At 73.4% G+C, this 21,415-nt stretch carries 19 protein-coding genes and 2 pseudogenes; 9 read left to right on the top strand and 12 right to left on the bottom strand.

Features of this window, described 5'->3' with window-relative positions:
* Window positions 1-739 precede the first annotated feature (739 nt).
* The 3 genes from ACFWP3_RS01290 (at window position 740) to ACFWP3_RS01300 (ending at window position 4,546) form a co-directional block, all read left to right on the top strand.
* Window positions 740-2,200, top strand: coding sequence for a hypothetical protein (locus ACFWP3_RS01290; protein ID WP_384215343.1), 1,461 nt, complete (start codon window positions 740-742; stop codon window positions 2,198-2,200).
* A 19-nt stretch (window positions 2,201-2,219) separates the two neighbouring features.
* Window positions 2,220-3,608, top strand: a complete 1,389-nt coding sequence (locus tag ACFWP3_RS01295) for a hypothetical protein (RefSeq protein WP_384215344.1) — start codon at window positions 2,220-2,222, stop codon at window positions 3,606-3,608.
* A 152-nt stretch (window positions 3,609-3,760) separates the two neighbouring features.
* Window positions 3,761-4,546 (top strand): lysophospholipid acyltransferase family protein, encoded by a 786-nt coding sequence (locus tag ACFWP3_RS01300; RefSeq protein WP_384215345.1) that lies wholly within the window; start codon window positions 3,761-3,763, stop codon window positions 4,544-4,546.
* A 146-nt stretch (window positions 4,547-4,692) separates the two neighbouring features.
* Here the strand turns inward: ACFWP3_RS01300 and ACFWP3_RS01305 are convergent, their stop codons facing one another.
* Window positions 4,693-6,354, bottom strand: coding sequence for a PucR family transcriptional regulator (locus tag ACFWP3_RS01305; RefSeq protein WP_384215346.1), 1,662 nt, complete (start codon window positions 6,352-6,354; stop codon window positions 4,693-4,695).
* A gap of 21 nt (window positions 6,355-6,375) precedes the next feature.
* Between ACFWP3_RS01305 and lysA the strand changes: the two genes are divergently transcribed.
* On the top strand, window positions 6,376-7,584 hold the full coding sequence (gene lysA, locus ACFWP3_RS01310) for a diaminopimelate decarboxylase (RefSeq protein WP_384215347.1): 1,209 nt from the start codon (window positions 6,376-6,378) through the stop codon (window positions 7,582-7,584).
* A 30-nt stretch (window positions 7,585-7,614) separates the two neighbouring features.
* On the opposite strand, the gene ACFWP3_RS01315 is transcribed toward lysA, so the two are convergent.
* Complete coding sequence (locus ACFWP3_RS01315; protein ID WP_384215348.1) at window positions 7,615-8,241, bottom strand: ATP-binding protein; 627 nt, start codon at window positions 8,239-8,241, stop codon at window positions 7,615-7,617.
* A 36-nt stretch (window positions 8,242-8,277) separates the two neighbouring features.
* Window positions 8,278-9,303: a glycoside hydrolase family 26 protein gene (locus ACFWP3_RS01320; RefSeq protein ID WP_384215349.1), complete on the bottom strand. Its 1,026-nt coding sequence runs from the start codon at window positions 9,301-9,303 to the stop codon at window positions 8,278-8,280.
* Window positions 9,304-9,480: 177 nt separating this feature from the next.
* Between ACFWP3_RS01320 and ACFWP3_RS01325 the strand changes: the two genes are divergently transcribed.
* Both ACFWP3_RS01325 and ACFWP3_RS01330 read left to right on the top strand, forming a co-directional pair.
* Entirely contained in the window at window positions 9,481-10,083 is a 603-nt protein-coding gene (locus tag ACFWP3_RS01325) for a class I SAM-dependent methyltransferase (protein WP_384215350.1), read from the top strand.
* A gap of 96 nt (window positions 10,084-10,179) precedes the next feature.
* Window positions 10,180-11,583 (top strand): M1 family metallopeptidase, encoded by a 1,404-nt coding sequence (locus tag ACFWP3_RS01330; RefSeq protein WP_384215351.1) that lies wholly within the window; start codon window positions 10,180-10,182, stop codon window positions 11,581-11,583.
* Window positions 11,584-11,640: 57 nt separating this feature from the next.
* Here the strand turns inward: ACFWP3_RS01330 and ACFWP3_RS01335 are convergent, their stop codons facing one another.
* Entirely contained in the window at window positions 11,641-11,904 is a 264-nt protein-coding gene (locus ACFWP3_RS01335) for a hypothetical protein (RefSeq protein WP_384215352.1), read from the bottom strand.
* Window positions 11,905-11,999: 95 nt separating this feature from the next.
* Here ACFWP3_RS01335 and ACFWP3_RS01340 point away from each other — a divergent pair, with 95 nt between their 5' ends.
* Window positions 12,000-12,158: a hypothetical protein gene (locus ACFWP3_RS01340; RefSeq protein WP_384215353.1), complete on the top strand. Its 159-nt coding sequence runs from the start codon at window positions 12,000-12,002 to the stop codon at window positions 12,156-12,158.
* A gap of 33 nt (window positions 12,159-12,191) precedes the next feature.
* On the opposite strand, the gene ACFWP3_RS01345 is transcribed toward ACFWP3_RS01340, so the two are convergent.
* Complete coding sequence (locus ACFWP3_RS01345; protein ID WP_384215354.1) at window positions 12,192-12,779, bottom strand: TIGR03086 family metal-binding protein; 588 nt, start codon at window positions 12,777-12,779, stop codon at window positions 12,192-12,194.
* Window positions 12,780-12,890: 111 nt separating this feature from the next.
* Between ACFWP3_RS01345 and ACFWP3_RS01350 the strand changes: the two genes are divergently transcribed.
* Window positions 12,891-13,196: a hypothetical protein gene (locus ACFWP3_RS01350; RefSeq protein WP_384215355.1), complete on the top strand. Its 306-nt coding sequence runs from the start codon at window positions 12,891-12,893 to the stop codon at window positions 13,194-13,196.
* A 99-nt stretch (window positions 13,197-13,295) separates the two neighbouring features.
* Here the strand turns inward: ACFWP3_RS01350 and ACFWP3_RS01355 are convergent, their stop codons facing one another.
* Together ACFWP3_RS01355 and ACFWP3_RS01360 are read right to left on the bottom strand one after the other, a co-directional pair.
* Window positions 13,296-14,603: a cation:proton antiporter gene (locus ACFWP3_RS01355; protein ID WP_384215356.1), complete on the bottom strand. Its 1,308-nt coding sequence runs from the start codon at window positions 14,601-14,603 to the stop codon at window positions 13,296-13,298.
* A gap of 760 nt (window positions 14,604-15,363) precedes the next feature.
* Entirely contained in the window at window positions 15,364-15,909 is a 546-nt protein-coding gene (locus ACFWP3_RS01360; RefSeq protein WP_384215502.1) for a hypothetical protein, read from the bottom strand.
* Window positions 15,910-16,314: 405 nt separating this feature from the next.
* Here ACFWP3_RS01360 and ACFWP3_RS01365 point away from each other — a divergent pair, with 405 nt between their 5' ends.
* Complete coding sequence (locus ACFWP3_RS01365) at window positions 16,315-17,349, top strand: sulfotransferase (protein WP_384215357.1); 1,035 nt, start codon at window positions 16,315-16,317, stop codon at window positions 17,347-17,349.
* A gap of 37 nt (window positions 17,350-17,386) precedes the next feature.
* Here the strand turns inward: ACFWP3_RS01365 and ACFWP3_RS01370 are convergent, their stop codons facing one another.
* From ACFWP3_RS01370 to ACFWP3_RS01390, 5 genes and pseudogenes are all read right to left on the bottom strand, one after another.
* Window positions 17,387-18,202: a sulfite exporter TauE/SafE family protein gene (locus ACFWP3_RS01370; RefSeq protein ID WP_384215358.1), complete on the bottom strand. Its 816-nt coding sequence runs from the start codon at window positions 18,200-18,202 to the stop codon at window positions 17,387-17,389.
* Window positions 18,203-18,603: 401 nt separating this feature from the next.
* Window positions 18,604-18,903 (bottom strand): annotated as a pseudogene (locus ACFWP3_RS01375) (response regulator); the annotation flags it as partial.
* 78 nt (window positions 18,904-18,981) lie between these two features.
* Window positions 18,982-19,509 carry a DUF6328 family protein gene (locus tag ACFWP3_RS01380; protein WP_384215359.1) on the bottom strand — a complete coding sequence of 176 codons (528 nt, stop codon included), beginning with the start codon at window positions 19,507-19,509 and terminating at the stop codon, window positions 18,982-18,984.
* The gene (locus ACFWP3_RS01385) at window positions 19,494-19,772 is read right to left on the bottom strand and encodes a hypothetical protein (protein ID WP_384215360.1); all 279 of its coding nucleotides are present in this window, start codon (window positions 19,770-19,772) and stop codon (window positions 19,494-19,496) included. Before ACFWP3_RS01385 ends, ACFWP3_RS01380 begins: the two co-directional genes overlap by 16 nt.
* Before the next feature lie 80 nt (window positions 19,773-19,852).
* Window positions 19,853-21,392: pseudogene (locus tag ACFWP3_RS01390) on the bottom strand (thiamine pyrophosphate-dependent enzyme).
* Window positions 21,393-21,415 lie beyond the last annotated feature (23 nt).

Here is a 21,415-nt window from a genome sequence, read left to right on the forward strand (position 1 = left end):
AGGGGACAGGGACGGTCGCGGCATGCCGGTGACATGCGTGAGCCACTCACGCGGAGGAGAGGGGTTCGTCGGCGGGGGGTGAAGCACCCCTGCCGCCTTGCGACTCATCCAGTTCTACAGACCCCCCGACCCCCTGGCAACGACCCCGCTTACTAGTGGTCCTCGCAGCCGGGGCGGAACGGCCCCCCGGCCCGGCTTCGGATATCCGCGCAGGTGGGAGGCGGTGCGAGAGGGTGTGTAGGGGACGTTTAAGGTCTACTATCCCGGTTCGTATGTGACCTGGGTCCTGTGGGGCGGGTCACCGCCGGGCGGCCCGAATGTCACCCTCCGCGTCCGATTCATCCCTCTTGTCGGTGTGGTCCGAGCCACTCCCCACCCCCGAATCGAAGGAAACAGCCGCTCCGAAGGCTCCCTTCCCTTGGCGGCCCGACGGCGTCGGGCGCCGGTGCGTCCGGCCGGACCTCGCAGGCCGAGGCAGGCACGCGTCAACACCGTGCTCCGCCGCTCATCCTCCGGGCCGGCGCAATCCCGCGGGGCGGGCGCGGCCCGGCCTCACCCGCCCCGCGCCCCGTGGAATCGGGCCCCGGAGGCCCGGCCCCGGCCGGCGACCGACGCTCCGGGGACCGGATCGCGCCTGCCCGAGACCCCGCGCACGCGCGAAGTGGATCTCCTGAGATGCCAGCATGCCTGGCGAAAGCGGGCAGCGCGGTGAGACCGCACAGCGATGAGAGGGAGGACCGTGACGCCTCAGGTGGTCGATGAAGCAACACAGCCCATTCCGGGGCAGAGCAGGTCGCCCGTCGACACGATCGGCTCCGCCGCCGTCGCCGCCGGGCCCGCCGGGCCCGCGGCCGCCGGACCCGACGCGGAGCTGCTGGTCGCCGCGTCCGTGCTGCTGGCGGACGCGGCCCTCGCCGCGAAGCGGGCCGGTGGGGAACTGACCGGGGCGTTGAGCAGTTGGCGGTTCGGACTGGCCGCCCTGCGCCGTCCCGGATGGGCACTCGGTACGGCGGTGTCGTGCGCACGGGCGCTGACCAGCCCTTCGGGGCTCGGGTTCGGTCCGAACGGCGGGCTCGTCGGGGAGCTGGCCCGGATGGCGGGGAGCATGACCTACCGCCGCCCGGCCGCGGTGGCCATGGCGGTGGACGCCTTCGCGCTGAGGATCGAGGCGGCGGCGGCCGAGCACCCGAACCTCGACTCGGCACTGGCGAGGCGGCTCACCGACGCCATGGTGGCGGGAGACCGGTGGGAGGCGCTGAAGGCGCTGCACGCGCTGGTCGAGCGGCTGGGGGTGACCCGGGCCCTGACGACCGTCAGCCCCGTGATCATGGAGCTGCTGGCTCTGCTGGGGCTGCTCGACGAGAATCCGGTCAACGACGACTTCTCCTGGGTGACGCTCGCCGGCGGGGTGCCGTCCACGGACCCCTTCTTCGGGCTGCCGAGCTCGGTGCTCCGCTACCTCAACCCCGGTCCCGGCCGCGCCGAGCGGACCGAGCCGGACGCCATCCTCGCCAAGGTCCTCAGGACCTCCCGCAACGACATCGTCAGCTACATCAACGACATCGGCGCGCTCGGCAACCACGGGCTGGTGCTGCTGCGGCGCGTCGAGTGCGCCGACGGCCAGGTCAGGCACGTACTGCTGCTGCCCGGTACGAGCTTCGGCCTGCCGAGCAACAGCACCCCGCAGGATCTGATCGGCGCCTTCGACGGATGCCTGCGCTCCGATACGACGTACACCCGCGCCGCCCGGAAGCTGCTGCGGCGGGCCGGGCTGCCGGCCGGGTCGGAGCTGATGTTCGTCGGGCACAGCCTGGGCGGGCTGACGGCGATGAACCTGGCCATGGACGTGGAGCTGGCGTCCACCTACCGGATCACGCACGTGGTCACGCTCGGCTCCCCCATCGACAACAAGCGCCCGGCCGACCACACCACCCAGGTGATCAGCCTGGTCAACAAGCACGACGTGATCCCCATGCTCGACGGGCGCGGGCCCGCCTCCCCCAACGACATCCCCGCCGCCTGGACCGAGCTGACCTGGCTGGACGAGTCCTACGACTACCCGCTCTCCCACGCGCCGCAGGCCTACTCCGACACCCTCCGGGGGGACATGGCGCACCACCGGGACCGGGTGAACGAACTGATCAAGGTCTACGACGGTGAAGTCGTCGGGAACCAGCCGTACATGCTCCGCGACAAGTGACCACGAGGGAGACCGCCCCATGACCGAAGCCGACGGCACGACCGCGACCGCGACGGTGACGGCGTCACGGCCCGATACGGCCTGGCCCCTGGAGAACATCCTGTTCAGCACCGCGCTGGTGGCCCGCCGCCTGCCGTGGGCGGACCTGCCCGCGCGCGTGCTGGGCCTGGACGCGCTGACCCTCGACGGGCTGACGCACCGGCTGATGGCGCACCTGCGAGGCGGCCGGGACGGGCGCCCGGTGCGGCTGCGCACGCCCTTCGGCACCTTCCTCGTGCCGCTGACCCGGGCGGACGCCGAAAACCTGCTGACCCGTGCCGACGCCGCGGGGGCGCTGGGGCCCGCGGACGGTCTCGCCGCCGACGGCCTCCGGTACGCGCTGTCCCCGCACGCGGCTCCCGAGGGCGCGTGGGACGTACTGACGCGGGACGAACGCGACGGGCTGACCGCCCAGGTGGCCCGGCACCTGGTGGACCTGCGCGGTGCCCGGCGGGAGGACGGCACCACGGACCCGGACCGCCGGCGCGCCGCCATGCTGCGGTTGAGCCGGCAGGTCGTGCTGGGGGCGGGCGCGTCCGAGGACACCCTGCTGAGCGAGCTGGTCACGGAGGCGGGCGCCACGGGCGCCACGGGCGGCCGGACGTACGGGGCTTCGCGGGCGGCGGCCGTACGACGGCGGCTGGCACCGTACGTGGCGGCCCCCGAGCCCGGCTCCCTGGCCGACCGGCTGGCGGCCCGGGGCCGGGACGGCGACCCGGACATCCACGAGGCCGTCGCGCACGCCCTGGCCCTGGTGTCGGCGGCCACCGGCGCTCCGGCGCTCCGGGCCCTGGAGCTGCTCGGCGCGGGTACGGCCGGTACCGGAGCGGACTCGGACGAGGAGGCCGCCGCCGAGGCCGTGGAGCAGGCGCTGGACCGGTATCCGCCGCTGTCCGCCGTGGTGTACCCGGTGCGCGCGCCGCTCGGGGCCGACGGCGTGGCCCTCGCAGCCGGCGACGAGATCCTCTACCTGCCCACGCTGTTGGGGCCCGCCACCGAGGGCGGGCCCACGGATCCGGCCCGGGCGCTGTGCGCGGACCCGGCCGGCTGCGCCCTCGCACGGTTCGCCGCGCTCGTCTGCCGGGAGGTCGTCCGCGGGATCGCGGCCGAGGTGCGTCCCGCGGACCTCGCTCCGCGGTTCACCGGTCGGGCGGTGGCCGCGCCGCTGTCCGAGTACGGCGTACGGGGGCGCGTCGGCGCGGACCGGCTGGAACGGCACGCCGAGAGCCTCGCCGCCTGCGCCGCGGACACCGGCTGGAACGGCAGCGAGGCCGGCGAACGGTTCCGCATGGTCCTCCTGGCGCACGCCGAACGGTGCTCGCGCGCCGCCGCCGACGTACGGAGCGCCGCGGGCCGGCTGTCGGACTGACCACCCTGGCCTCGGTCTCGGCCTCGAACGTAGGAAATTCACGCGGTTGTGTCCCGAACGGCCGTGATCAACAGACCTCACGGCCGTTGAACCGGCGGAAACCGTGTCGCCGACACCCGGTCGAGTGACGTGCGAGGGAACAGTGAGCTCCGATGGTGAAGGACAGCGTGGCCGAGATGATCAAAGCGACGGGGGCGGAACTCGGCTCCGTCAAACGGCTGCTCGGCGAAGCGGGGGGCGTGGCGCTGGACCGCTTCCTCGACTGGCTCGTCGACGACTACTTCCGGGTGGTCGCGCTCGGCCTGGAGAACATCCCCGTCGAGGGCCCGGCCGTGGTGGCCGTCAACCACTCCGGGGCCTGGGGCCTCGACGCGTTCGTACTGGACAAGGTGCTCGGCAGGGCCCTGGACCGGCGCGTCCGCTTCCTCGCGGCCCCGTTCGTCTTCCGCACCCCCATTCTGGGGCGGCACGCGCGCCGCAACGGCGCGCTCCCCATCGGTCCGACGGCCGGCGTCGAGCACCTCAACGCCGGCCGGCTCGTCGGGGTGTACCCGGAGGGCATCGCCGGACTGGAGAAACCGTTCACCGAGCGGTATCGCCTGCGGTCCTTCAGCCCCGGCTTCGCCGTCGCCGCGATCCGCTCGGGCGCCCCGGTGGTGCCCGTCGGGATCGTCGGCGCTGAGGAGGCCTGCCCCAAGCTCGGGGAGGTGCCGACCCTCGCCCGGATCCTCGGCGTGCCGTACTTCCCGGTCACGACGCCGTTCCCGCTGCCGTCCAACTGGACGATCACCGTCGGGGAACCGATCCCGGCGCCGCCCCGGCCGGACGGTCTGGCCGCCCGCCGGGACGCCGCCCGGCGGCTCAGCGAGACCACGCGCACCGCCGTCCAGGAGCTGATCGACCGCGAACTGGCCGAGCGGGAGACCGTGTTCGACTGACTCCGGGCGACCGCCCCGCACGGTGACCGCGGGCCGCCGGGGCGGTCCGGCCGTACCGGGGCGCCGCTCCCCCGTCCATGGCCGATCGAGACCGGAGCGGTCGGCCGACGGCTCCGCCGACGTTCAGGACCGGGAGGGGGACGGGTTCAGCGAGCCCGCGGACCTGCCGCGCGCCTGAGCTCGAGCCAGGCACCCAGCCGGACATCGGGGTCGTCGAGGTCGAGGCCGAACAACTCCCGCACCCTGCGCAGTCGGTGGCGCAGGGTGTTGGGGTGCACCTGGAGCCGGCCGGCGGCCGCCGCGACGTCGCCGACCTCGTCCAGCCAGGCGGTGAGCGACGGCCCGTAGCCGGTGCCGTGCAGGGCGTCGTGGGCGAGCATCGCGGCGACCTCGGCCGGCCGCAGCCACGGATCGCGCTCCAGTTCGTCGCCGACCCGGTCGAGCAGCATCCGGTGGCGGACGTCCGGTGCCATCGCCACCGGGGCTCCGGCGGGTGCCTCGGCGACGGCCCGCAACACCGCCTCGGCCTCCCTGCGCAGGGAGGCCGGCTCGCTCACGTCCAGTGCCGCCCGGGTCAGGGCCGCGGTCACATCCGGGGAGACGGCCCGGCGCACCGCGGTCAGCACCGCCTCGGCGAACCGGCGGCCGGCGTGCAGTGCCCCGGCCTGGGGCAGCAGGACGAACAGCACACCGCCGGTGGCGGCGACGGTGGCGTCGGGGCGGTGGGCCGCGCACTGGCGGACCAGTTCGGATTCGGCGTGCTCCAGGAGGGTCGCGGCGGCCGCCGCCGAGGGCGTGGGGCCGGGGTGGCCGGCGACCGGGCGCGGGGGTGCGAGCGCCAGCAGCCGGAACTCGCTGCCGCGGCGCAGGCCGAGGAGTGCGGAGGCCTCCTCCGTGACGGCGCCTGAGCCGGTGAGCAGGGACAGGAGGGCGTCCCGGCGCAGTCGGCGCTCCGCTTCGGGCAGGGTGATCAGCCGCAGCAGGTGCGGGGCGGCGAGCCGGGCGGTCTCCGCCAGTGCGGCCAGGCCCTCCTCGGTCATCCCCGATTCGGGTTCGATGACCCACAGGGAGCCCAGCGGCAGGGTCCCGGCGCGCACCGCGAACGCGGCCCGCGGCAACTCCTCCCCGATCGCGGGGAACCGGACCACCCCCGGTGAGGCCAGGACCCGGCGGTACTGGCCGCGTTGCATGGGCAGTTCCGGCAGGTCGTACACGCGGCGCCGGAGGATGCCCCGCTCACGGAAGGCGTCGATGCGGACGTCCGGCACGCTGGAGTACGCGATCACGCGCTGGGCCAGGTCCTCCACGACGGTCGCGCCCCCGACGGCCGCCGCGAGATGGTCAGCGAGGGCGTACAGCTCCCCGCCGCCCAGCGGTGCGGGGGTGAACTCGGGCCCTCCGGATCCCGACAGTGCGCTGCTGAGCACGGCGTCCACGGTGCGCCAGGGCAGGTCGTCGTCGGCCGCGAGCACGGCGATGCCCTGGACCTCGGCCTCGCGTACGAACCGCGGGATGTCCTGGCCCCGGCGCTTGACCACGACGGCGGTGAAGCCCCTGGCCGCGGCCTGGCCGAGCAGGGCGAGCCGGCGCGGGTCGGCCGGGTCGGTGCCGACGAGGAGCAGGACGCCGCCGGGCGAGTCCGGGAGCCGGTCGCCGGGGTCGTGGATGACCGTGCCCCGAACCGGAACGTCGGAACCGGCCGGGGCGGTGAGCACGCGGGGAGCCGATGCGCCGGCCGCCCGCAGCACGCCGCCCAAGGTGGCGGGGGCGTCGTCCGGGTCCGGCGGTGGCGTTGTGGAATCGGACAATGGAGGGCCCGGCTCTCCGATGTGGCCGAGCGCTTCGGAACGCCCGCGTTCGTCGTGGACGAGACGGCCCTGCGCGTCCGGGCGCGCGCCTACCGGCGGGCGCTGTCGGAGCTTTGGCCGAACAGCCAAGTGGTCTTCGCGTCGAAGTCGTTCCCGTGCACCGCGGTGATCCGCACCTTCGTCGAGGAAGGGCTCGGCGTGGACATCGCGGGCGGCGGAGAGCTGGTCGCCGCGCTGGCCGCCGGGGCCGATCCGGAACTCGTCGTCATGCACGGCAATGCCAAGACGGACGAGGAGCTGGCGATGGCCGTGTCCGCGGGCGTGGACACGATCGTGATCGACAACCTGGGTGACATCGACCGGCTGGAAAAGCTGGTCACCGGCGTCCAGAGGGTGCTGCTGCGGGTGGTGCCCGAGGTCGATGCCGATACCCATGCCGCCATGGCCACGGGCGGGCGCGGCTCCAAGTTCGGGCTCACCGCGGCCCAGGCGGTCGAGGCCGCCGAGCGGGTCCGGCGCAGCGGACGGCTCCGGCTGGACGGCCTGCACGTGCACGTCGGCTCGCAGCTGATGGAGACCGAGCCGTTCCGGAAGTCGGTCGAGGTGGTCGGGACCCGTGCCGAGCTCGGCCGGCATCCCGTCTACGACGTCGGCGGCGGGCTCGGTGTCCGGTACACGTACCAGGACCGGCCGCCGGGCGTCGCGGAGTACGTCCGCACCCTCACCGAGGCCGCGCGCGCATACCTGCCCGAGGACGCCCGGCTGATCCTGGAGCCGGGCCGGTCGCTGGTGGCGGAGGCCGCCGTGACCCTGTACCGGGTCGTCAACGTCAAGCCGGGACTGCGGCCGCTGGTCGCGGTGGACGGCGGGATGGCGGACAACCTCGAACCGATGCTGTACGGACAGCGCTTCGAGGCCACGGTGGTGAACCGGGTGGGCGGCGGCGAGGACTGCGACCTCGTCGGCCGGCACTGCGAGTCCGGTGACACCCTGATCCGCGGGGTCCCGCTGCGCGACCCGCGGCCGGGGGACGTCGTCGCGGTACCGGTCACCGGCGCCTACTGCTACTCGCTGGCCAACAACTACAACGGGGCCCGCAGGCCCCCCGTGGTCTTCGTCCGGGACGGCGAGGCACGGGAGGTGGTCCGCCGCGAGTCGTACGGGGACCTGCTGCGCCGGGACACCCGGCCCGCCCACCCCCGCGCCCTGCCGTACCTCGGCACCCCCTGACCGGCCGCGGCCGCGGCATCCGTCCGCCGGTCAGCCTCCGCGCCGGTCGTCGACCCGGACCGCCAGCTGCGGCCAGGCTCCGGCCAGGGCCGCGAGGTCGGCGGCGGCCGGTCCGGCCGTCGACCCCACCGAAGCGTCCGTCCGGAAGTGGACCAGCGTCCCGGTGGTGCCGTCGGTCTCGGCGGGCTCGAGACCGGTGACCGGCACACCGTGTTCGTAGCGCTGGGTCCAGGCCCCGTTGAGGCGACGGTTGGTGTGGACGAGCCACTCGCTGAGCGCCGCGACCACGGACATGCCGCGCCGGGGATGGCCGTCGGGCAGCGCCTCGGCCTCCGGGAAGTCGAAGAACCGGAGGTCCTTCGTCGCCATGACCGGCTTCTTCACGTTCCGGCCGTGCTCGTCCACCCGCGTGTCGGTCCCCCGCCCGTCGTCCCGGACGGAGACGGACCCGTCGGGATGGAGCACGACCAGGCAGTTTCCGCCGCCCTGGCCGGACGCCTCGTCGGCAGCGTAGGCGAGCACCTCGAGCACGAGATGCCACGCCCCACCCGGGGAGAACTCCGCGGGACTCCGCCGGATGCCCGCCAGATGCTCGGCATCGACGACGCCGGACCAATCGTGCGTGGTGTTGACCCAGGAAGCTCTCGTTACGTCCACCGGGCCGATTATCCCACCAGGTCACGGCCCTTGGGCTCACGGTCGAAGGCGAACAGGCGAGCGCCGGTCCTGTTCCGTGGACAGGAAATCCCTGAACACCTCTGTGGAGCGCGGGTTCTGCTCGCACTGCCATACGCCGTGCGGGCAGTAGTCGGTGATGCTGTGGTAAAGCGGTCTGTGCTCGGCGATCCAGGCCAGCATGTCCCTCATGTACTCGGGATTGTCGCCGTTGCGGAACAGCCCCCACTCGGGGTACGAGATCCGCTTGCGGTGCGCCTTCGCGAAGTCGACCTGCTGCTGGAGGCCGTACGGCTGGGTGACCTGCTCGTCGAAGGAGTGGCCCGGCGGCTGGTCGTAGGAGTCCATGCCGATGATGTCGACGACGTCGTCGCCGGGGTAGCACCTGGTCCAGGCGATCGCGTCGCCGCCTCGGTTGGGCGCGAAGTCGAAGCGGAACCGCTGGCCCTTCACCGTGCGCATGGCGGCCACGATGCGCCGCCAGTACCGCTTCCAGTTCTCGGGGTCCGGCCGGCAGCGATGCGTGTAGTTGAAGCCGTTCATCTCCCAGCCGAGCACGACCACCGTGTCCGGCACCCCGAGGGCGACCAGCCGCTTCGCCAGCCGCTGGAAGTGCCGGTCGTACTGGCCCCGCGCCCCGGAGCGCAGCAGCTCGGCGACCCGGGCGTCGGGGACGCCGGCCTCGTTGCGCTCCAGCATCGGCACGTTCAGGACGAACAGTCGGTCGGCGCGCGCCGTGCGCCACCGCGCCCAGGTGCGCAGGGAATCGGGTGCCCCCTCGATGTTCGCCCAGGTGTCGCCGGGCAGGTAGGTGTGCCCCGCGCGCAGCTCGGTACCGCCGAGCCAGTGCGACAGCTCCTGCATGCGCTCGACGCCGGGCGAGCCGTAGTGGAGGTAGGCGCCCACCGCGATCTCGGTCTCGGCCCTGCTGCCGGAGGCCTGGCGCGGCGGCGCGGGCGCGGCGAGGGCGCACCCGGCGAGGAGCAGGCCGGCGGTGACGATGCTCGTGCAGGCGACGGCCCGCCGGCGGCCTTGACGGGACATGACGTCTCCACAAGCCTCGCGAACGAATGTGTCTGGCAGCGAGGTTAGGCCTCCCCTCCGGCCCGCCGCCTGTCCGGTGTCCCGCCGCTGGGCCATTCGCAGCAGCGGGCCGCCCGCGCTTGGCCCGACCGGGTTGCCCTCGGCCCGGCGGATCGGCGTACGTGCTTGCATGGAGGGGTGCAGAGCATCACCCAGCGCCTCCTGACCCGGGGGTTCGGCCGGCCCAGCGGGCTGCTCGGCCGGCTCGGCGGCCGGCTCATGGCACGCGGCAACGCCGCCACCGAACAGCACGTCGTCGACCTCGCCGCGCCCACCGAACGGGACACCGTCCTGGTCCTCGGGCCCGGCCCCGGGATCGGGCTCGCGGCCGCGGCCCGCCGCTCTGCACACGTCATCGGCGTCGACCCCTCCGACGTCATGCTGGCCATGGCCCGCCGCCGCTGCGCGCCCGTGATCGCCCGGGGCCGGCTGCGCCTCGTATCCGGCACCGCCGCCCGCACCGGCGAGCCCGATGCCTCCGCCGACGTCGTGATCTCCGTCAACAACCTCCAGCTCTGGCCCGACCTCACCGCCGCCCTCGCCGAACTCCACCGCGTCCTGCGCCCCGGCGGCCGCATGGTCCTGGCCGCACACGAGAAGTGGCTCCCCACCGCTCTCCCCGCCCTCGCGCAGACGGTCCGGGCGGCCGGCTTCACCTCCGTACGCACCTGGACCTGGCAGCCCCCGACCCGCATGGCGTCGACGTCGGCACTGCTCAGCGCCGTACGCGGCAGCGGCTAGGCCGCTGCGCGCCGCCGCTCTGCCCCACCGCTCTGGCCCGCCGCTCTGCCCCGGAACTCGCGCGTCCGGGCGTACGGGCGTTCTAGCGTGCCTGCCATGACTTCGCTCAGGCACTGGCGTACACCGTTACTCGCCCTCGCGGCCGTGCTGCTGCTCGTCCCGCAGACGCCGACGGCCGCGGCCCAGGAGACCGCGGACGCCGCGGACACCGCCGCCCCGGTGAGCGCGGCGACCCCCGACCGCCCCTCGTACGACGTCTCCCTGCGGGCCGACTCCGACGGCTCGCGGTGGACCGGACGCCAGACGGTGTCCTTCCGCAATGCCGCCCGCACCCCGCTGCGTTCCGTCGACGTACGGCTGTGGGGCAACGGCACCGCCGGCTGCGGAACCCCGGACGGCCCGTCCCCGGTCCGGGTGGCCCGGGTCACCGGCGGAACTCCGCGACCGCTCACCGTCGGCTGCACCGCACTGCGGATCGACCTGCCCGCCCCGCTGCCGTACGGGGCGCGCACGAGCGTCTCCTTCGACGTCGAGATCACCGTCCCGGACCGCGTCCACCGCTTCGGCAAGGACGGCGCGCACCGCTACCTCGGCAACGCGTTGCCCCTGCTGTCCGTACGCGACGCCCAGGGCCGGCACCTCGACCCGGACGTCGGCTTCGGCGAGAGTTTCCACACCCTGGCCGGTGACTTCCGGGTCGTCCTCGACCACCCCAGCGCGCTCGTCGTTCCCGCGACGGGCACCACGACCCGGCGCGCGGGCGGACCGGGCCGCACGGTCAGCACCAGCGTGGCGCGCGGGGTGCGGGACTTCGCGTGGGCGGCGGGCCCCTTCCGGTCCAAGACGGTCACGACGCCCGGCGGGGTCCGGCTGAACGCCTACTGGACCGCCGCCACCTCCCCCGAGGGCGTCGCCACCGACCTGAAGGACGCCATCGGCTCGGTCGACGAGTTCGGGCAGCGGTTCGGGCGCTACCCGTACGGCGAGCTCGACCTCGTCATGAGCGACAACCTCGACGAGTTCGGCAACATGGAGTTCCCGGGCCTCGTCCTGCTGTGGACCGAACCGGGCGGTTCGGCCGTCGTCCACGAGATCGCCCACCAGTGGTTCTACGGCATCGTCGGCAACGACCAGTTCGCATCGCCCTGGCTGGACGAGTCCTTCGCCCAGTACGCGACCGAGCTGTACTACCGGGAGGACACCGCCACCTGCTGGGAGGACCAGGGGCCGTGGCCGAGCGCGACGGCCGCCCTCATCCGCTCGCTGGCCTACTTCGCGGACGGCCGCCGCTCGGAGTACCGGGTCGTCTACCACCGCGGGTCCTGCGCCCTGCACGACCTCGAACGCGTCCTGGGCGGCCCGGCGATGGCGGGCATGCTGCGCGGCTACGTGCGGGACCACTGGCTGGGCGTCACCACCACCGCGGACTTCAAGCGCGCGGCGCAGGCCGCGACGGCACGGGACCTCGGCCCGTTCTGGACGGAGCACCGGATCCGCTGAGGCAGCCGTGGCGCGGACCCGGCGCTCTGCCCGGGCCCGCGCCACGTGGCCGCCTCCCTACTGGTCGGCCAGCCGCTGCCGGACCAGGAACTCGGCGTGGTCGGACAGTTCGGCGCGCCGGCTCTGCACTCTCGCCAGCTCCGCTTCCCGCCGCAGCGCCAACTCGGTCCGCAGCATCGTGGTCCTGGGGACCGGCACCCGCTGGCCGGGCTTCTCCGTGAACGGCCTCAGTTCCTCGGCGACGGCCTGCGCGCCGCCCGATGCCCCGCGGCGCAGCGCGAGGAACACCCGAGCCAGCCAGTCCGCAGGAATCTGCACCATGAAATCAGTCATGCTCGTGCAACGACGGGACACCGGTCCCGTATCGCTGGACAGCTCGTCCGGCCCATCGGCGGCCGGCGGAGGGAGCGGACACCATGGCGGAGCGGACGTGCGGGATCGGGGCGCGGTTCTTCGACGACGAGCAGTACGAGGCCTCGTGCGTACTGCCCGAGGGGCACCCGGGCACGGTGCACCAGGATCCCGTCATCGGCAGCTGGGACGAGGACGAGATATACGGCGCCCCTCCCGCGTGACGCCCGTCCGCACTCGGCCGACGGCGGCGCCGGCTAGGCGGTCCAGTGCGGATCGCGCCCGCTCAGCCCGATGGCCCGGTCCAGCAGGGGGGCGTCGTCCGGGACGGGGACGACGGGGCCGAAGATCTCCGCGCGGCTCTCGTCCTCGGCGCTCGCCAGCAGGAACGCGTACGAGGCGCGCAGGGCGGCCTGGTCGGGTGCGTACTCCTGGCCGGTGGCCCGGGCCAGGTCCCAGCCGTGGACGACCAGTTCGTCGACGGCCACCGCACCCGCGATGTCGCCGGGCAGGTCCAGGCCGCCCGCCCGGGTCATGCCGGTCCAGGCCGCCGGGTCCTGCCAGGCCTCGGCCAGTTCGCCGAGGACCCGGGGCAGTTCCTCGCGCCAGCCGGCGGGCAGGGCGGGGACGGCCGCTCCGGGGTCCGTGTCCGTCGCGGGGCCCAGGTCCTTGCGGCCGGCGTCGCGGAACGCGACGGTCAGGTGGGCGAGGTGGCCCAGCAGGTCGCCGACCGCGTACTCGGGGCAGGGCGTCGGGCCGTCGAGGCGGGCGTCCGGGACGCCCGCGACGAGACCGGCCACGATCCGGGCTTGTGGTCCGAGGTCGATGGTGGTCGTATCGGTCATCTGCCGCTCCTCCGGGACGATGGGCCTGAAGGGTAGTCCGGCGGCGGAGCCCGTCCTCGTCGCCACACGGGCCGGAGATCCGCCACAGCTCCAACGGAAGGCGCACCACCCATGACCGAGGACACCGCACCGGCGAACGACCCGCACGAGCCGACCCCCGGGGAACGGGCCGCCCGCGACCGGGTGCGCCGACGTGCCGAGGGGATGACGCACCACCAGACCGCCGAAGCGCTGGAAGCCGCCGAGGAGGCCGCGGGCGACCTGGAGGCGGCGGACGAGGGCACGCATGCGGAGGTGGCGGAATGGCAGCGCATCACCGACCTGCTCTTCGACCACGGCGGCCCCTACACGCCGGAGACCGATGCCTTCGTGCAGGGGCAGCTCACCGCCCGGCAGAACCACAAGTGCTCCGGCTAGGCCGGGCAGGCCGCCGCGGCCGTAAGGGGGCCGCCACCGGTCGGTGGCGGCCCCGCTCACGGCGCTCGCGCTGCCCCGCCCTGCCGGGCCGGATGGCGGCTACAGGCTCGTGCGCACCGCTCCGGCCGTGCGTTCGGCCGGCTCGGCCTTCTCGGCCTTTTCGGTCTTTTCGGGCGTCCCGGACGACTTGTGCTGGTCGTCGTCCTTCGGCCTGCCGATGAACCAGGTCAGCAGCGGGCCCGCCATCGCGGTCGTGACCACGGCCATGACGACCATGAGCGAGTAGAGGCCCTGGGACAGGAAGCCCAGTTGCAGACCCACGTTGAGGACGATGAGCTCGGTCAGCCCTCGGGTGTTCATCAGCGCGGCGAGCGCGGCCGACTGCCGCACCGGCATCCGGTTCAGCCGGGCGGCGACGAACGCGCCCGTGAACTTGCCGCCGACGGCCACCAGGAGGATCAGCGCGAGGGCGCCCAGCCCGCCCATGTCCAGGTCCGAGAGGTCGACCTTGAGGCCGGCGACGAGGAAGAACACCGGCAGCAGCAGCGTGCCGTTCATCTCGCCGAGGCGGTCGTGGACCTCGGAGCGGAGCCGCTCGGTGCCGGTGCGCGGGAGGACCACACCGAAGAGGAAGGCGCCGAAGATGTAGTGCAGCCCCACCCACTCGGTGACGGCGGCGGACAGCAGCAGCCCGGCGACGACGCACGCGAACACGGTCGGGGTGAGCCGGAGCTCGGGGCGGCGGTCCGCGTAGCGCTGCAGCATGGGCCGCAGGACGAAGAGCATGCCGAGCAGGTACGGGACGGCGAGCAGGATGCGCCACTCGTCCGCGCCGCCCGAGCCGCTGAGGACGACCACTCCGGCGAGCACGGTCCACGCGAGGACGTCGTCGATGGAGGCGCAGGCCAGCGCCACGACGCCCAGCGGGGAACGCGTCATCTTGCGGTCGGTGAGGATGCGGGCCAGTACGGGGAACGCCGTGATGGACATGGCGATGCCCATGAACAGCATGAACGCGGTCTGGTCTCCGGTGCCGTACTCGTCCATCAGGTACAGCGCCAGCACCATGCCGAGGCCGAACGGCACGAGGATGGAGCTGAACGAGACGGAGGCGGCGAGGCTGCCGCTTCCGCGGATGAGCGTGGCGTCCCATTCCAGGCCGACTATGAACATGAAGACCGCGACGCCGACCGCGGCCAGGGCGCTCAACAGGGGCCGGATGTCTCCGGGGAAGAGGACGTCGGAGATCGCTCCGTCGAAGAGGGTCGGTCCCAGAGCGATGCCGGCGAGCACCTCACCGATCACCGCCGGCTGGCCCAATCGCCGGGCCAGTGCGCCGAGTACGCGTGCCAGGATCACGATGGCGGCGAGGCCTAGTAGGAGTGACGTGGTCTGATGGGGGTTCATTCGGTCCGTCTCCGTAAATCAGGGTCTGTGCTGCGACCCCGTGCAAGAAGCGCGGGCGGGTGAACGGATGCCCGTGACGCCTGGGCGGTCACCGGCATCCGGTCGGGGTACCTGAGAGGGGCAGCAGTTCGCGGGACTGCACGAGACTGTGCACCCCCGGAGAAGAGCGATGCTGTAGTCCCGCCTGAGCATGATCCGAAAGCCTTGCGCCCAAAGGGCCCTGACGCGGGAAAATCCGCAGGTCACGCAGGGCACCCTCGCTCGCAGCGCCGTCCCTGCCGACCGATCCCGCCCACACCCGTGTCAACTGCCTCGCGCATCCGCGGTAGACATGCGTCCGAGGGCCACTCATGCGGGATGCGTACCGCCCGCGCCTCGATCGGGCGTCCTGGACTGGTACTCCCGGGGGCACGCCGGGTCTTGACGCCTTCTCAGCACATGAGGAACGGGGGCGTTTGACGGAGGAGAACCGGGTTAGACGCGTGGATACCGGAAGCCGCCCCCTGCGGGTCGGGGGCTTCCGGAGCGGGCCTCGGCCGTACGGCGAACCTCCCCCGGCGCCGTACGGCCGGCCCGCCCGCACGACGGGCTGCCGCCCGGCTCCGTACGGAACCCGGCCGGTCCCGGGTTCCCGGTCCCTCCGCGGCCGGGCACCCGGGCCGCGCCCGGCGAACCCCCGGCGACTGCGCTCGTACCGTCGTCCCCGGGCAACGGGCCCGACGGCAGCGGCCCGGCGGATCCCCCACCGCCCGGGCCCGCTTCAGCGGGCGCGGCGGGGGCCACCGCGGTGCGGGCGACGGCGGGACACGACGTCGGGAGCGGCCTCCGGAGACGAGAACCCGCCGGCCACGGCGACGTGCGCCGGCGCCGGCGAGGCCGCGGCGGGCGGAGCGGCGGCCGACGCCGAGGACCGGGCGGCCGTCGGGCGCTGGGCCCGGCCGAGGACGGCGGTGTGCGAGATCAGCGGTGCGCAGCCCTGGCAGATCTCGGCGAGGGTCCAGACCTGGCCGACGGCCGGGTTGTGGATGAGCACGAGCAGCGGGGCACCGGTGCAGGCGGCTCTGGTGTCCTCGTGGTAGCCGCATTCGGCGGCCCGGCAGGCACACGCGGCGTTGGGGCGCACGGTCGCGAGCCGGGCGTGCGCGCGGACGTGCTCGGCGGCGAAGCGCCGCATGGCCGTCGTGTCCTTGGAGCGGGGCGGCATGCGGCACGCCTCGGTGCTGCAGCTGACGGAGACGGTGTGGTCGCCGTGGCCGGTCAGACGGACGGTCCAGGTCCGCCCGGGAACACGGGATCCGGGAATCATGGTCAAGGCAGAGTTGTCCGTTCACATACGCGGTGGTTTGCCCGCTGTTCGGCGAGTCTCGGATGGGAGACGGTGAAATGCGCGCGACGTCGGCCCCGACCCCGGCCCCGGCGAGGGCACCGGCAGGTACGGCGGCCCCGTCATGAGGAGAAGCGCACCTCAGACGAGGGAGTAGGTGGCGAACACGCCCTGCAGTCTTTGTCGCACGCCGTCCGGCAGGTGTCAACAACATGACGTACCCGTGCCCGGCGGGTATGCCCACGCGTTGACCGGGGCGGATCGGGACGGACAGGCGTCGGGTGGTGGCGCTCGGGGAAGTCTGCTGGCGATCGGTACAGCTCGAAGTCGTGGTCGTGGTCGTAGTCGTGGTCGTAGTCGTAGTCGTAGTCGAAGGGAATTGCCCATATGCGCACTCTGACGTTCGTGGTCGGTACCGGCCGCAGCGGGTCGACCGCGCTGTCGGGCATCGTCAACGCGCATCGGGACGTGCTCAGCCTGAACGAACTGCTGTCGTCGGTGCAGAGCCGCGGCTTCCCGGAAGGCGTCCTGGCGGGCCGGGAGTTCTGGCGGCTGCTGGCCGATCCCAATCCGGTGTTCGAGCGGATGATCCGGAGCGGGGTGCCGATGCCGGAGTTCGTCTACACCCGCCGTCCCGGACGCTTCGCGACCGACACCACCGGCATCCCCGCCCTGTCCCTGATGGTCCTTCCGCACCTGACCGACGACCCGGACGGCCTGTTCGACGAGCTGGAGAAGCAGGTGTGCGGCTGGCCGGACCGGACCGCCGTCGGCCATTACGAGGCCCTGTTCGGGCTCCTGTGCACGCGGTTCGGGCGCAGCGCGGTGGTCGAGCGGTCGGGCTACTCGCTGGAGCGGGTGCCGCTGCTGCGCAGGGCCTTCCCGCAGGCACGCTTCGTGCACCTGTTCAGGGACGGGCCGGACTGCGCGCTGTCCATGAGCCGGCACACGGGCTACCGGCTGATCTACCTGCTGCGCGACATCCTGGCCCGGACCGGCGCCGCGCGCGTCGAGGAGCTGACCGAGGAACAGGTCCGGTCCCTGCCGCCCGAGCTGTCCGGGCTGCTGGCCGAGCGTTTCGATGGCGCGCTGGTGCGGGATCGCGACCTGCCGTCGGCCGGCTTCGCGGCGCTGTGGTCGGAGATCGTCGTGCGGGGCGTGGCGCATCTCGACGAGGTGCCCGCGCCGCTACGGACCACGCTGGCCTACGAGGACCTGCTCGACGAGCCCCGCGCGGAGCTGACGCGACTGGCCGCCTTCATCGGCGTCGAGCCGCTCCCGCAGTGGCTCGACGTAGGCGTCTCGCGCCTGGACGGCAGCCGGCGCGGCGCGTCCCGCCGGCTGCCGACCGCCGAGCTCGCGGCGCTGCGGGAGCACTGCACCCCCGGCACGGACGCCCTGGCAGGCACCCGTCAGCGGTAGCCGGGGGGAGTAGCGGGAGGGGGCGCGCCCGTTGCGCTCATGCGTGCCGTGCGAGCTTGACCGCGGAGACGAGCAGGATCAGGGCCAGCACGGGGATGAGCACCAGGTCCGAGAACACGCCCAGGAGCAGCCCGCCCAGTACGGCGCCGGCGATCGAGCCCGCGGCCATGATCGCGGTGAACCGGAGGTTCGCGCCGAGCACCGCGAAACTGCCGTCTCGGCTATAGCGGGCGAAGGCCACCAGCATGGTCGGCAGCGACACCAGGAGGGAGAGGCTGCCCGCCGTCTTGATGTCCACCGCGAACAGCAGCACGATCGTCGGGATCAGCAGCTCTCCCCCGGCCACACCCATGATCGCCGCGACCACCCCGATGCCGAAGCCGGCCACGACTCCGGACGGCACCTGCGCCCACAGCGGCAGGGCGAGCGTCTCCAGGGTGGTGGTGTGCGTGACGAGCAGGGCCACGGCCATGAGCACCATCAGACCGGCCAGTACCTTGTAGAGCGTGGAGCCGCGCATGCGCACCGCCCACGACGCGCCGGCCCAGGCGCCCAGCAGGCTGCCGGCGAGCAGGTTGGCCGCCACCGGCCAGTGCGCGGCCACCTCCGAGGCCGGTACCGCGACCAGGCGGGCGGGCAGCGCCACCAGGACCACGACCAGGCTCATCGCCTTGTTCAGGATGACCGCCGAGAGCGCGGCGAAGCCGAACAGGCCGATCAGCAGCGGCAGGCGGAACTCCGCGCCGCCCAGTCCGATCATCCCGCCCAGCACACCGATGGCCGCCCCCGAACCGAACACCAGCGGCGTCGAGCGCGTCGAGCGTACGGAAACGAGATCCCTGTCGATGGCCATGGCAGGCATACTCGCTGGTCACGGGCCTCACTGGCCAGGGCGTGCCGCCGATTTCGGGGGAATGCACCGCGCCTGCGCCCGGTGTTCATCCGGTCCTCCGAGGCGGGGCGGCAGGACGTCCAGGGGATCCTCGCCCAGCGGCGGTGGCGGGAACAGGGCCCGGCGCAGGGCGTAGCTGCGGTCCTCCCGCATGCGCAGCGACACCTGCCCCGGTGGGTGGTGGCGATGGCGCGGGCGATGGCCAGACCCAGGCCCGCGCCGCCTTGGTCGCGGCTGCGGGCCGCGTCGAGGCGGGTGAACCGTTCGAGGTCACCGACCTGCCATCCGGTGGGCCTGTGCCGTCCGCCGCGCCGGACCAGCGCCTTGAGGCGTGCGGCCGGCACGACGAACGAGAACGGTTTGACGAGGTAGTCGTCCGCGCCCGTCTCCAGGCCCTCGGCGATGTGGTACTCGCCGTCCTTGGCGGTCAGCATCAGGACCGGTGTGTCATCGCCCGAGGCCCGGAGCCGTGCGCGCAGCTCGTAGCCGTGCAGCACGGGCGGCATCACGTCGAGCACGATCACGTCGTACCCGCGCTCCAGGGCGCGGCGCAGGCCGGCCCGCCCCTCGGAGGCCCACTCCGTCTCGAACCCATCCTCGGCCAGACCCTGACGGAGCAGGTCGGCGAATCGGGCGTTGTCTTCCACCAAAAGCAGACGCATCACCACAGAATGCCCCGCCCCGGGCCGGGGGGCCGGAGAAGCTGAACCCGGGCTCAGCCTTCGGCCCCCGCGGCATCCTCACCGCTGCCCGGTGGTGTCGCGGACCCTCGCCCACAGGGGCAGCGCGAACCAGCACAGCAGGTACCAGGCGAGCACGCCGCCGACGAGCCACGGCACGACGGCGTTGTGGGTCGCGACCCGCAGGACGAGGAACAGGGCCGTGGTGCAGGTGGCCAGCAGCAGGACGAGGCCCGTGAAGGTCAGGCGCGCGGCCCAGGCGACCGCCTCTGGTTTGATGCGGTGGCCCGAGACGATGCGGTGGAAGGCGACCGGCCCGATGAGCGCGCCCGTCGCCAGCGAGCCCAGCACCACGGTCACGATGTAGATCGACTTGTCCGTCTGGGCGAGCCCTTGGAAGGCGGGGGTGAAGGCGACCGTGAGCAGGAATCCGAAGAGGATCTGGACGCCGGTCTGGGCGACGCGGATCTCCTGGATGAGCTCCTGCCACTGCCGGTCGGCGCGTTCGTCCGCGCTCTCGTCCCGTCCGTCCTCGCCGGCATCCCGCACGGCGCCTTCCGGGAGGGCCGCGTTCACCGTCGGAGCCATGCCCGTCCCGCCCGCGCGGCCGGCCGGGAACGCCGGGACCGCCGGGCGAGCAGGGCGGCGGCCAGTATGCCCGTGGCGCCGATCCACGCGGTGCGGTGGGTACGTGCCGTGGCCGCGGCCCGGCCGGTGGCCCGTACCGCCCGCTCCTTGGAGGCCAGCGCGCCGACCATGCGGCCGAGCTCCTCGCGGGCGTGGGCGGCCTGTCGACGGAGCTCCGTCGGCGTGCGGAGGGACTTGCTCCGGTGTGACTGTGTCATCGTCATCGAGATGCCCTTTCCTTCGGGTCGTTTGCGTGCGTACGAGCGGGCGGCGCCCGCCCCGCGGGTACCCCGCAACGGGCCGGTCAGTCCCCTCCGCCCGGAAGGATCTCCCTGACCTTGGCGACGGCGAAGCCCCACCCCTGACTGACCGTCGGCTTCCCGGGCACGGCCACCTCCTCGGGGTTGGTCAGGACGTCGAGCAGGACCGGGCCCGGAGTCTCGAACGCCCTGCGCACGCTGTCCTCGAGGTCGGCCGGGTCGGTGACGCGGATGCCGGTGAGGCCGAGGGCGGTCGCGACGGCGGCGAAGTCGGGGTTGTCGAGCTGCGTGCCGAACTCGGGCAGGCCCGCCTGTTCCTGTTCGAGCTTGACCATGCCGAGGCGCCGGTTGTCGAAGACGACGAGTTTCACGGGCAGTCGGTACGTCCTGATCGTCATGAGGTCGCCCAGCAGCATGCTCAGCCCGCCGTCGCCGCAGAAGGCGACGATCTGCCGGTCGGGCGCCCACAGCTGTGCCCCGAGGGCCTGCGGCATGGCGTTGGCCATGGAGCCGAGGTTGTACGAGCCGATCAGGCGGCGGCTGCCGCGCATGGTGACGAAGCGGGAGAGCCAGACGGTCGCCATACCGGTGTCGGAGGTGAACACGGCGTCCTCGGCGGCGTACGCGTCCACCGCGGCGGCCAGGGCCTCGGGGCGGATCTGGTGGTCCCTGTTGTCCAGCGCCGAGCGCAGCCTGCCGGTCCAGCGGCGTTCGTGCGCCGGATCGGCCAGCCGCTGCTGTCCTTCCTGCCAGCGTGCGAACCGGTCGCGCGCGTCCTCCAGGTGGGTCCGGTCGGCGGTCTCCTCCAGGAGCGGCAGCAGGGCCCGCAGCGTCGCCCCCACGTCCCCGGTCAGGCCCACGTCCACCGGGACCCGGCGGCCCAGGTTCTCCTCGCGGGTGTCGACCTGGACGACCTTGCAGCCCTGCGGATACCAGTCGCGGTACGGGAAGTCGGTGCCCAGCATCAGCAGGGCGTCGCCGTGGTCGAGCGCGTGGACGGCGGCGGGATTGCCGATCAGGCCGGTCTGGCCCACCTGGAAGGCATTGCCGTCCTCGAAGCCCTCCTTCGCCTTGAGGGTGAGCACCATGGGCGCGGCGAGCCGCTCCGCGGCAGCGAGCACTTCGGCGCGGGACTCGCGGGCTCCGCGGCCGACGAGCAGCGTGACGCGGGAGGCGGAGTTCAGCAGCGCGGCGGCCTCGGTGAGGGCCGGATCGTCCGGGCGGGTGACGGAGCGGTCGAGGGCGAACCGCAGGGGGCGGTCGTCGGTCAGCTCCTGATCGCCCAGGTCAGACGGCGAGGACGGGGGCGCGGCTCTTGGCGGCGTCGTAGAGCCCGTTGAGGAGGTGTACGGAGCCCGGTCCGACCGTGCCCATGCACACCCCGAGGGTGCCGGAGAGCTGGGCCTGCGCTCCGGCGGCGAAGGCCGCCGCCTCCTCGTGCCGGCAGCCGACCCAGTCCAGGCCGTCCGTGGTGCGGATCGCGTCGGTCAGTGGGTTCAGGGCGTCTCCGACGACGCCGAAGACGTGCTGGACGCCCAGTTCCCCAAGTGCGTCGACGATGACTTGGGCGACGGTGCGTGCCATGGGAATGCCCCCTCGGTCCGGTG

Source organism: Streptomyces sp. NPDC058525 (assembly GCF_042719495.1).
GTDB lineage: Bacteria > Actinomycetota > Actinomycetes > Streptomycetales > Streptomycetaceae > Streptomyces.